At 40.4% G+C, this 12,435-nt stretch carries 9 protein-coding genes; 5 read left to right on the forward strand and 4 right to left on the reverse strand.

Features of this window, described 5'->3' with window-relative positions; translation table 11 throughout:
* Positions 1–325 precede the first annotated feature (325 nt).
* On the reverse strand, positions 326–1,762 hold the full coding sequence (locus MPH60_RS19760) for a hypothetical protein (protein WP_241589663.1): 1,437 nt from the start codon (positions 1,760–1,762) through the stop codon (positions 326–328).
* Positions 1,763–2,221: 459 nt separating this feature from the next.
* Between MPH60_RS19760 and MPH60_RS19765 the strand changes: the two genes are divergently transcribed.
* Entirely contained in the window at positions 2,222–2,365 is a 144-nt protein-coding gene (locus MPH60_RS19765; RefSeq protein WP_241589662.1) for a hypothetical protein, read from the forward strand.
* Positions 2,366–2,393: 28 nt separating this feature from the next.
* Here MPH60_RS19765 and MPH60_RS19770 read toward each other — a convergent pair whose 3' ends face one another.
* Entirely contained in the window at positions 2,394–2,711 is a 318-nt protein-coding gene (locus tag MPH60_RS19770; RefSeq protein WP_101223795.1) for a hypothetical protein, read from the reverse strand.
* A 545-nt stretch (positions 2,712–3,256) separates the two neighbouring features.
* Between MPH60_RS19770 and MPH60_RS19775 the strand changes: the two genes are divergently transcribed.
* The 3 genes from MPH60_RS19775 (at position 3,257) to MPH60_RS19785 (ending at position 9,393) form a co-directional block, all read left to right on the forward strand.
* Entirely contained in the window at positions 3,257–4,150 is an 894-nt protein-coding gene (locus MPH60_RS19775; RefSeq protein ID WP_241589661.1) for a helix-turn-helix domain-containing protein, read from the forward strand.
* 652 nt (positions 4,151–4,802) lie between these two features.
* Entirely contained in the window at positions 4,803–6,428 is a 1,626-nt protein-coding gene (locus MPH60_RS19780) for a hypothetical protein (RefSeq protein ID WP_241589660.1), read from the forward strand.
* A complete protein-coding gene (locus MPH60_RS19785; protein ID WP_241589659.1) occupies positions 6,421–9,393 on the forward strand; it encodes a DEAD/DEAH box helicase in 2,973 nt (990 codons plus the stop codon). Before MPH60_RS19780 ends, MPH60_RS19785 begins: the two co-directional genes overlap by 8 nt.
* Positions 9,394–9,554: 161 nt before the next feature.
* On the opposite strand, the gene MPH60_RS19790 is transcribed toward MPH60_RS19785, so the two are convergent.
* Positions 9,555–10,163 (reverse strand): LysE/ArgO family amino acid transporter, encoded by a 609-nt coding sequence (locus tag MPH60_RS19790; protein WP_241589658.1) that lies wholly within the window; start codon positions 10,161–10,163, stop codon positions 9,555–9,557.
* Between the two features lie 124 nt (positions 10,164–10,287).
* On the opposite strand from MPH60_RS19790, the gene MPH60_RS19795 reads away from it, so the two are divergent.
* Positions 10,288–11,733 carry an aminotransferase-like domain-containing protein gene (locus tag MPH60_RS19795; protein WP_241589657.1) on the forward strand — a complete coding sequence of 482 codons (1,446 nt, stop codon included), beginning with the start codon at positions 10,288–10,290 and terminating at the stop codon, positions 11,731–11,733.
* A 132-nt stretch (positions 11,734–11,865) separates the two neighbouring features.
* Here the strand turns inward: MPH60_RS19795 and MPH60_RS19800 are convergent, their stop codons facing one another.
* The gene (locus MPH60_RS19800) at positions 11,866–12,282 is read right to left on the reverse strand and encodes a hypothetical protein (protein WP_241589656.1); all 417 of its coding nucleotides are present in this window, start codon (positions 12,280–12,282) and stop codon (positions 11,866–11,868) included.
* Positions 12,283–12,435 lie beyond the last annotated feature (153 nt).

Below are 12,435 nucleotides of genomic sequence, written 5' to 3' on the forward strand. Positions count from 1 at the left end.
GCATGCCAAATTTCTTCATTTTTCTAATTAACCATGTTTTTTCTAAAACAAAAGTCCTGTACATAGTGTACAGGACTTTTGTTTTGGAAAAATTAGAAGAAGGGCAAGTTTGCAAAAAGGATCCAGTTGATTTCAGAAATCAGCTCCCTTTCCGCCGACTGTCTGCTAACAATCTAAAGAGGGTTTCATCCAAGGAGAGCCGCAGGCGGAAAGCGAGTGCCAGGAGGCAACGTTCAAAATTGTACAAACTCTTATAAAACGTAGGCAAACTCTATCTTCATCGAGTTTGCCTACAGTCTGAGTCCAGAACATAATGTTCAGGATTCTAAAGCATTCTTTTTTTTCGGCTTTTTTTCTCTTGGAGCCATTTTTTCAAGAAGAAAAAGCCCAGAATGCCTGAAATGATAAGGCCGCTTGTCGTCACAATGACAGCTACCCATTCGTATAAGGTGTAATTCATATAAGCTTTCCAGGGTAATTTCCCTTTCCAATCTTCAATATATAGATTCATTCCGAATATCCCGGAGACCACCGTATAAATCGTTAGGATTTGCAAAAGATAATTACTGCTTTTCCCAGCCAGTTTATCCTGATTTTGATAAAGGTAGGAAAGTGTTTCCTTCACTTCTTTGTAGAGAGGGGCAATCCTGAAGGTTTCATCCGTTTTTTTGAAGAGCTCTTTACCGATTGCCGTACTATTCACTTCAGTGAATAAGTATTTTGCAGAAAACTCAGTGATCATGAAAATCAGCTGTTCCGTATCCGATTGATCTTTTTCCACATCAATCCGGGAATGTTCATGAGCCAATTTGAGCAGTACGATTTTATAATAGAAGAAAATCAACACTGTATAAAAATGCTGGCCATACATTTCACTAGCCAGTTCCCGTTCAAGTTTACCTGTCGCTTTCGTGACACACGCGAAATGATACATGCTAGTTACATAATAGGTTTCCTTTCCCCACCTGTCATATACTCTTTCTTGATAATACTTTTCTATATAATCAGGATTTAATGCGCCTATATATGGCTCACCATCATTGTCATACCCGTTCAGTTCACTGATCCGGAATAAGTCATTTTTAGATAGATCACGATCCTCCGGGAATGCCGTATAACTGATCACGTACATTCTTTCATCGATGAAGAAGGGCAAACTGCCAAAATAGGTCGGGTCCGCTTGTTCTTCATCGATATATTCCTCAATTGGCGGCAATAGTTCATTGAAGATGAAATCCTTCACTTGTTCATACTGATTTTCCCGACAGCCGACTTTCGTTTTTTCCTCATCATCAGCGATCGGTTCAAGGATTCGGAATGTATCGCTAAAATAGAGCACATCATCATGTGAAAGACCTTCAGGTAAAGTAACACGAAGATTCATCATGCCAATATGAAATGGGCATATGAAGATATCGATAGAGTTAATAATAAATGGGGTATTTAGATAGGGTGATTCGAAGGTACAATCAATATCCAGTTTTTTCGTGAAACGCCGCAAGCCTTCTTTCTGTTTGGCATTACTCGGAAATAAAATCGGCTCGATGTAAGGCATGAAATACTTTTCCAGTTTACGGTGCGAAACTTTATGGCCGCCGTAAAATTGATCTTGTTGTTCCATATCTTTCAAGTTCAAAAATACGAAATTGTCCTCAAATAACTTTTCCACAAACTTTTCAATCTTATTTCCTTCAAGCGTAAATGGAAAAATGTACTGCTGGAAAGTTCGCTTCGTGGGATCATTCTTTACTTTCACATCCATCAAATATATTCCTCCGATTAAACTGCGATGAACACAGGTTTAATTCTTCTTGTTTCTTATATTTACCCATGTATATACAAACAAAACGAAACATATTATAGAAAAAAAGTGGACAAATTATCCAAACAAAAAAAGATCCCCCAAGCATGTGCACGGGGGCCATCGAAAAGAGTTCTTCAACCCTCTTCACTTTAGGGTACTAGAAACTGATGTTTCTAATGAAAAATCCGATATTCGGACCATTTTAACATTTATTTTAAGTATGATAAAACACGAAATTCCCCCATATTTGGGCTTTACCTCTTATTATCATCTAATAAATTCTTATATGCAGGGATTCACATAAGAAAATATAACTACAGGAATAATCGCAAGATCTTTTGTTCATCCCTTTATCATAAAAATCATGTTTGAACTAAGAAAAAATGGGTAAATAAAAAAAAGCAAAGGAGAGACATCATGAAATCCGATAGCAATAAACAACACTTTAAATTTTTTGAAAGAACAAATAACGCTAAACCAAGTAAGCGGAAACAAATGAGCGATTTCATCAAAAAGAAAATGGATGCTCAAAACAGTCATTTAAATGGCAAAAACTCATGACATGTGGGATGTCATGAGTTTTTATCATTTAAAATGCGATTTCATTTCCTTGAAGGTTGTGCTTCACACATTTCTTGATACCGATTACATTCAAAAAATGTTGAATCTTCTTCATCGAGGTCGCCTGATATTCATCTACAATGGAAAACTCTTTAAGATAAGCGATTTTTTCTTGTACATCTGTATCTATATGATCTTGGCTGGATTCTTTATCATCTGATTTTTTGCATGTGTACACCACAGCTTCACCAATTTTCCTGGTTGCCTTATCAAAATAAAAAGAAAACACAATGGCACATTCATCATCGTAAAAAGAGGGTTGAACTTTCATATTAATATCAATCATTAACCTTACACCTCTCTCCGTTTTGTTATATACACTATAACAAAATCATTAAAACGAAATAGGCGTTACAAACTACGCTCACGTTTCTTCAACACCTACCAAATGGACCTTACACTCCCCATTCATAGATAATTATAACTACAGGAATATGCGCAAAAGAATAATCATTTAATAATAATAAAAAAAACATCTTCAATTGAAGATGCTTGAATGATTGATAGGAAGCTTCAATTACTTATTTATATAAACCTGGAAGTTCTGCATAAAGGCCTGGTAATTCGCTTGGGACAATAACAAAAGCAGCGATGATAAGAAAAGATACGACTAATGCTTTAGTACTTTTTTTCATAGGTCATTCCTCCTTTTCTTTTAAAAAAATATTGGTTAAAATAGAAAATAATTCTATAGTTATATTTAACCACAATTCTTAAAATCATATATTTCGACTAAAGAATCTATTTAAACCGTTCAGGACCTGTACATACCGCTTTCACCGATTTTTCATAACAAAATATAACTCTAGGCATATTTTAAGGAGAATCAAAATGGATTTTTTTGCAGTTGGACAAAAGATCAAAGAGCTACGTAAACAAATCGGGCTTTCCCAGGAAGAGTTGGCAACCGGTATTTGTACACAAGCACAGATCAGTAAGATTGAAAAGGGCGATGTCTATCCATATGCATCCACTCTCTACTTAATTTCCCAACGTTTAGGCGTTGATGTAAACTATTTTTTCGATATTGGAATGACCCCTAGGCTGGATTATGTGGAAGAAGTGATTTATCAATTAAAAATAGCCAGAAGAACCCGAAATTATGAGGAAATGCAGCAAATTGTAAAGGCTGAGGAAAACAGTCCCCTCTTTCTTCAAAATAAAAAGAATCATCAATTGATCCTTTGGCACAAGGGAATATACGAATATGAAAAAAATAAAGATTTAGATAAAGCCATAGAATTCATCAATAAGGCCATCTCCATTACTCATACGACCGATAAAATTTATTCGGAACGGGAGCTTGAAATCTTAAGCAGCCTTGGTGTAATGTATGTTGCTGAAGAACAATACGAAAATGCATTTGCCTTGTTAAGGAAAGCTTTAGATCACTTGAAAGCCCTGCCCTTCTTGACGGATAAAACGCTAAAGACACGCCTATCCTATAATTTTGGCAGAGTGCTAACACGCCTTGGCCGATACGAAGAGTCCATTGCCTGCTGCCAAGATGCCATAAAGTGGTGCCTCGAATATGATCAATTATATGCTTTAGCGGATCTACATTACCATTTAGGCTACAATTTTGAACTCGTAGGTAACTTTGAAGAGGCAAAAGAGTACTTGGAAAAATCTGCGTTTCTATTCAAATTACAAAAAAACCATACCTTTGTTACATTCATCAACAAAAAGCTGGACAGTTGGAAGAATGAAATGAAAATAAACTAAATCTATAATTTGGAGCCATTTCCCCGGGAATGGCTCCAAATTATAGACAAACTCGATCCAGACACTCGCTTTCCCCGCAGGATACTCGCACATTGTTCCATTCTACTTTGTATTAATTTATATAGAGAACCCCTTTTGTCTACAAACTAGCCATTCACCAGGAGTATTATAATTTCTCACACTCATCATTTCCAAAACCTCTAATCTACATTTTAAATTCCAAGCCAAAATGAAGTATAATAAAGAGATGCTTCAAAAAAGTAATTTAAAAAAAGATTCCTTCCCTCATCACTTGATATTGTGAAGCGCGATGAGGATGAAGGATTTGAGGCATGTTAAAGTGATTGCCAGTTATTCCTGTTTATATCCGAACCGCTTATATTCAAGGGGATTTTTGACGATATTGACTTTTACAAGGTATTTATGAATATACGGCTAGAAGCAGAGATGGTTTTTTCGGTTACATGGATTAGAAAATAAAGAGAACAGCCATAATCCAGCATTTTATTTCGGGTTGTAACATTTGCATGGCCCAAGAATGTAATTCCTCGGTAAACCAAGGCGGGATTACGATACGTTAAAGAACTGATGGTTCATGATCATACAAAAATATAATTTTGGTATACAGGGCTTGTCCCTGAAGGAGGAGAGTATGGAGCGGGAGTTGTTGTTAGTTGGGGAGCGGCTGGCGGAATTTTTGGAGGCCGGGGATCCAGAAGATTCGGATGTGGTGAATCAAGGGCTCCAGTTATACCGTCAGGGGCTCGTTGATATTAAAGAAGAAGCGGCGGATACGATTGCGGCTGAGGTACAGGATGTTACACGCTTTAAGGCCAGGCTGAATCTGCTCTTCCCTCAGGATGGAAGCTGTACATGTGATTCAAGGTTCATTTGCCGGCATCAAATGGCCGTTTTCTTTTCTGCATATTCTGAACACGCTAGTGTTTCCGAATGGCTGAGCGATTGGAAAGCACCAAAAAACACCTCAACGGCCCAAGCACTGCAGCAAGTGAAACCGGCAAGTGAATTACTTAAACAGGCGGCAGGGAAATCCATCATCTTAGATAAAAGCTATCCATCATGGAAGCAATTCGTGAATGATGCATTTGCTGAACATGTCGAGCCTCATATAGGTGAGGCTACTTATATGATTGAAAATCACATACAAACTTACTTTAAACGCCTTAGTTCAAAAGCTCCAATGGAAAGGGAATGGAAATTACTTTATCATTTCGTTACCCAATTTTGCACGATGCAGCAGACACTGAGAATGATTCAGCTGCATAAAAGTGAGACGCAAACGATCCGGGTCTTTTATGCACTTGCCGTCGACCTGGCAGAAGAGCTTCATGAAACGGTACAGCCGCTTAGCAGGCAAGCGAGGCCCTTCGCCTTTGATCCCTTCGTTTTCAGCATCAAGGAAGATGTAGCTAAACTGCTGGATGGAGGAGAAGGCCTGGAATACGAAAAGATCGACCTCTACCGGGAGATATGGAGCTACTTATTCTCCAACTCCTCATGGCGTAAAGAGGAACTGGAACGAATCAATAAAGAACTTCCCGAGAAGTATATGGGCACCACTGAGAGGACGTCCTATTCCCTCGCAGCGATTCACCTATCCCTTTTGGAGAACCATGATAAACAAGCGATTGGGCTTCTTCATGAATTGAAGAAAGAAGCCTGTCCATACATTTTTTATTGGCTGAACCTCCTGGCTGAATCCGACAACCGGGCACGGGCTATCCCTTTCATTGAATTCATTAATAATAATGTTCAGGAGTTCCTTGCCAGTTTATCCGATTATTATAAACGGGTGGATTTCGTCCGGACCTTTACGACTTTAATCAACAGTTGCTGTTATAAATTAAAACGGACCGATTTGCTTGAGAAATTTTACAGGGCCACCCTTCCGCACAGCTATTGGAACTATGCAAATTTCCTTTTTGAACAAGGACAATATAAAAAATGGGTGGAGATGCATATTTACTCAGAAATCAGCATTGACTTAATCAGCAGTGAATCCATCAAAGAAGTGGTCTCAAAAGAACCAGAACTGATCCTGCCCCTTTATTATCATGCGGTCCAGGAAAAAGTTTCTTTGAAAAATCGGCCCGCTTATAAGCAAGCTGTCCGTTATTTGAAAAGGATGCGCACCATCTATAAAAAGAGCAAAAAGGAAGACGTATTCGAACGTTATATACTTTATGTAGCAGATTCGACTAAACGGCTTCGCGCTTTCCAAGAAGAACTAAAAAGGGGTAAGCTTATCGATGTTTAATCCAGGGAAATTAAAAATCAAAATAGCGGCTCTCGAAAACGGAACTTACGCCCTTGGTGTCGTCAATGAAGAGAATACCTTCCTCACTACGAATTATATACGCAGGCTGTTATTCAATTGGGATGACGCAAGCTTTTATGGCACGAAAATGACTACGGATATAGTGGATGGAAATCAAGTATTCATTCTTGACGCTTGGGGACTTCTCAATTTTTTTGCGAGGGAAAGCTTCAACTCCTTCATAGAATGGGAATGGTCCGAGATATCCTCCCTTTGCCTGTCCGCAGCGCCGGTTCTTCATGAATCCATTGAAGCTGGAATCCCCGTACCGGATTTCACCAATCTTCAATTGGACTCCATCGGCTGGAAGCTGCCGGAAGAAGTGGAAGAGGAATTCGTCCCTTCCTTTTGGGAAGAAGAAATATCTTTGGACCTTCCTTCACCTGAACTGGAAACCAACCGTACTTTTATCGAAAAATGGTATAACGGTGCGGCTAATATGTATTTAAAAAACTATTCACCCATGCAGCATAAATGGAGTGAAGCCGTCGGGGCATTAAAGGATACACGGCTTTCTCCCGAAGAATTGCAAGCCTTTTTTGACAAAGACAGCTGGCAGGAATGGCTCGGCACCCTGCCCGATCCCAAACCATTCACTATAGGTCTCCGTTTAACTGAGCCTCCTGATGGCAACGGGCCTTGGATACTCGATGTTACCCTTCGTTCCAAAAGGGATGAGAATATCATTGAAACATATACAGGAAAAAAACTGCCGCGCGGCTGGAATAAGTATGCAAGTGATGTGGTGCGCGCTACGAAACGCTGGCAACTCGTCGTGCCATGGCTTGGGGAGAATGGCCGTCTTAAAAGGGAGATTTCAGAAACGGATGCATGGGAGTTCTTGACCGATGCAAGCGAAAAGCTCCTGTTTCTTGGCGTCGAAATTCTCCTTCCATCGTGGTGGCTTGCCTTGAAGGAGTCCTCATTGAAGGTCAAGGCGAAAGTGAAGAGCCAATCGAACCGCGGCCCTTCTTATGTCGGGTTAAAAGCTTTGATGGACTTTGATTGGCGGTTCTCATTAAATGGCAAGGAGCTCACTGAGGCGGAGTTCGAGGAGCTCGTCAATGAAAAAAGGCGGCTTGTCTTCATCCGCGGCCAATGGGTCAAGCTTGATCCTGCTTTCATTAAGCAAATTCAGGAGCTGATGGAAACAGCCAATGAAAAAGGCATCCAACTGACTGACTTGCTGCAGCAGGAACTGTTGAATGGCGTAAATGAAGATGCCGATGGCGATTCTGAAAACGACGAAATGCTCCGGATTCAATTTGAATTGAACCAGGAGCTCCGTAAAATGGTGGGAAGGCTCCGGGAAACCAAAAACATATCCATCCTGCCCGTCCCTAATGCACTTCAAGGTGATTTACGCCCCTATCAAAAACTGGGCATGAGCTGGCTCCTATTTTTAAGGGAGCATGGCTTTGGTGCTTGTCTAGCCGACGATATGGGTCTTGGTAAAACCGTCCAGATGATTGCCTACCTACTCCATGTTAAAGGCAAAGAAAGGGCCGATAAAGAGCTACCCACAGCTCCTAGGGATGAACATAAGAGTGAACCGATCATCGTCGAAGAGGATAGCAGCGCAGAGAGCAGTGATGAGGGTGAGGTCATTACCACTGCCCCCGAATCCGTCTCTGTACAATCGGCGCTCATCGTCTGCCCGACCTCGGTGCTTGGCAACTGGCAAAAAGAATTGGAAAAATTCGCTCCATCACTTAAAGTTCACCTACACTACGGATCGAATCGTGCTAAAGGTGCGGCATTTACTAAACTGGCAGCCGATCATGATATTGTCTTAACATCATATGGGCTGACCCACCAAGATATGGCTGAACTGACCTCCATCCATTGGAGCAGTGTTATCCTTGATGAGGCACAAAACATCAAAAATGCCCAAACGAAGCAATCCAAAGCGGTCCGCAAGCTAAATGGCAGACATCATATCGCCCTATCGGGTACGCCGATGGAAAACCGTTTAAGTGAGTTATGGGCGATTTTCGACTTCATCAACAAAGGGTATCTCGGAACGCTAGGTCAGTTTCAGGAAAAATATGTAGCGACCATCGAGCGTGATGATCAGAAGGATAAAATCAAGGAATTGCAGCGTTTGATACAGCCATTTTTGCTTCGCCGTACAAAGCGTGATAAAGAAGTCGCTCTTAATCTTCCGGATAAGCAAGAACAAAAGGAATTCGTACCGCTTACCACCGAGCAAGCATCGTTGTATGAGCAACTGATTAAAGATACATTCACTGATATCGAACAACTATCTGCCTTTGAAAGAAAAGGCATCATCCTCCAGATGCTGAATAAGCTAAAGCAGCTTTGCAATCATCCAGCTCTTTACTTAAAAGAAATGGAAAAGGAAAACATCATGAAGGCACCTAACCGATCTGGCAAACTCGAGAAGCTGACCGAGCTTATCGATGCTGTCCGCGAACAGGATGAAAGCTGTCTCATTTTCACACAATATATCGGGATGGGCAATATGATTAAAGAATTGCTGGAAAAAAGATATGGCTTTGAAGTGCCATTCCTGAATGGGAGTGCGAACAAGAAGCAGCGTGATGAAATGATCACCAGATTCCAAGATGGGGATTTCCCTATTTTCATACTCTCGTTGAAAGCAGGCGGCACTGGGCTTAATCTTACAGAAGCAAACCACGTGATTCACTATGACCGCTGGTGGAACCCAGCTGTTGAAAATCAAGCCACCGACCGTGCTTACCGAATTGGGCAGCAACGTTTCGTTCACGTTCATAAACTAATCTGCACAGGAACCTTGGAGGAAAAAATCGACCAGATGCTTGATAAAAAGCAAGCCCTGAACGATGAGATCATCAGCAGTGACAACTGGATCACCGAACTTTCCACAGAGGAAATCAAGGACCTGGTTGCTCTTCAATAAACCCACTCTCACGATCTGAAGATGAATGAGGGCAGGTTGTTAACTTATAAGGTAAAAAAGGGGGATGCAATTCGATATGCATTCCCCTTTCCTTTTATACATAAGCGTCCTGTAACTGTATTGAACACCTGGTATAGCCAGGTTCAAATACATGTCTTTTATCAAAAAATCGATTTAACCATATAAAGAGCTGTGATCCAAATGATGATTGCAGAAATTTTATTTAATATTCTAAGGAATTTCCCGGATGTATCAACCTTTTTCAGCAATCGTCCCGCAAGACATAATCCATGGAACCAGCACCATGACACAAAGATGCATGTTGCGGTGAAAATCATTTTATCTTTTCCTGAATAAACAAGTGAGCTCGAACCGATTACACCTATCGTATCCAAGATTGCATGCGGATTCAGTAATGATACGGATAACGCAAATACAATTTGTTTTTTGGTCGACATCTGCATGGATTGGGCACCTGACTGTGAGTTTGATTTGGCAAACCAAATCTGAAATCCCATATACAATAAAAATATAACTCCGATTATGATTAATGTAAGGCGCAACCAATCATATTGCATGACAACCAACGATACACCTAAAATGGCTAACAAAATGAGCACTGTATCACAAATTGCAGCTGTTATCGTTGCTGGCAATGCTTTTTTTATTGTAGGCTGGATTGCTCCTTGATTAAAAATGAATACATTTTGCACTCCCAACGGAAGTATCAACCCTAATGCCAATAATAATCCATGAAAGAATGGCCCCATACGAATACCCCCTTCCTTCAAATTCAGTATAATAAAAAAAACAAAGGAATTGACCATCCAATTGGTTGGTATTCAAACCAACCAATTTTTAAAGAATATAGAACATGAAAGGAGTAGTTTTCGTATGTTCATCGAATGGAGACCAAACCGGACTTCCGACCAATCACTTCACCTGCAAATAGTAGATTGGATCAAACAACAAATTACACGAGGGGAATGGCCAGTTAGTACCAAGCTTCCATCACAACGCTCATTGGCCGACTCATTTGGCGTAAACCGAAGTACCATCATCACAGCCATAGATGAGTTGATTGCAGACGGGTTATTGGAAACCAAGGTTGGGTCCGGCACATTCGTTTCCAATAATACATGGAATGTGCTCGTCTCCGGCAAACAGCCCGACTGGAAAAACTATGTCCGGAATGGTCTTCATGAACCTAATTTAAAAACGATTCAGGACATTAACCAGCATGAAACGGACACTGCCATCATCAGATTAGGCACGGGCGAACTATCCCCAACTCTATTGCCTGCAAAACAAATCGAAAAGACGTTGCGATCCACTTCTTTTGATGCCCACTCTTTAGGCTATTCCGAACCCAAGGGTGATAAGAGACTTCGTCAATGTATAAGTGCTTATTTAGAAACAAAAGGGATCAACGCGAGTCCCGGCTCCCTCATGGTCGTTTCTGGCGGGCTTCAGGCACTCCAGTTGATATCAGTTGGTTTACTTCAAAAGGGATCGATGATTTTACATGAATCCCCTTCCTATTTAAATTCCGTTCACCCTTTTCAATCTGCGGGCATGCACTTAGTAGGTTTAACCATACAAGGCCGGGAAAGTATCCCGACACAAATAAAGCACATCAACGGAAGGAAGAAAGCGTCACTGTTTTATACTGTTCCAACATTTAATAATCCAACGAATACTACATGGTCAAAAGAAGAAAGGCTTAACCTCCTATCACTATGCAAAAAGGAACAGATCCCGATTATTGAAGATGACGTATATAGTGATTTGTGGTTTGATAATGAACCACCGCCTCCATTAAAATCCCTTGATGAGAATGGCCTTGTATTGCATATTGGCAGCATGTCCAAAACATTAAGCCCTGGATTGCGTATCGGATGGATTGCTGGCCCAGTAACTGTGATTGAACGTTTAGCGGACATTAAAATGCAAATGGATTACGGTTCAAGTGCACTATCCCAGCACCTTGTGGCAGAATGGTTAGCAAATGGGCAATATTCAAAGCATTTAGAGTGGCTAAGGCATGAGTTGATAGGACGCAGAGATTTTACATTAACTCTTCTCAATCAATATTTTAAGGAACTGGCTGAATGGCAAATACCTAAAGGCGGATTTTACATATGGTTAAAATTATGTAAACCGATCGTGAATCCAAACCTTTTCAAGCAAGCGATAAAGGAGAACATACTTCTTAATCCGGGATACATATACGAACCAAATAACCATACACATATACGGCTTTCATATTCATACGCCTCAAAGGAACAATTAGCTTATGGCATCCAAACCCTTTCAAAGATCATTAGGCGGTTAGTTTGACGCCTTGAAGGATTGGAGACGCATTAATGGAGCTGCTGTGGCAGCTCCATCCTTATTGAGTAAAGTAACTTTTCGTATGAATTATTCGGAAATCTCATACCTTCAACGTCCTGCCGAATAATGTTAGGGATTTCATGGCGTAGCAGCTTTCACTTTTACGTTCCGCTCTTTTTGCTGGATGATGAAAAAAGAATGGTGATAGCCATGATTGATCATGATATGGTCGAGGATTGCAGTAAGCGCTTCACCCTTATTCGGCTGATATGTCTCTGAACTTTCCTCAATGATGATTTTTTCTTGGTGGGGGTCATAATTAATAGATGTTTTTGCACCTTCTTCAAAAAAAGAAAGGGTTACCTCCTGACATAGAGGAAAATCCTGATAAGGTGAATCTGAACGGGGATTCTTTTCAAAGGGAGAATGGACATGCTGAAGCGCATCAAAGAAACTCGTTTTTGTAAGATATGACCTTTCGCTTCCTTTCCTTTCGAATTTCACTGTAATTCCAAGACTACCTACTGTATTGCTAGATTTCTTCTTAAAATTCATACATACCCTCCTTTTTACAGATTCTTTATACCTAATTCTTTTATCCTATTCGATATACCTGCCGAATAATGAAAAAACTTCCTCACTAATAGATTTCCATATTAGCACGGTGAAAACACAGTAAACTACTCCATAAACTACTAAAGAATTCAT

This window comes from Peribacillus sp. Aquil_B1, assembly GCF_022603275.1.
Lineage (GTDB): Bacteria > Bacillota > Bacilli > Bacillales > DSM-1321 > Peribacillus.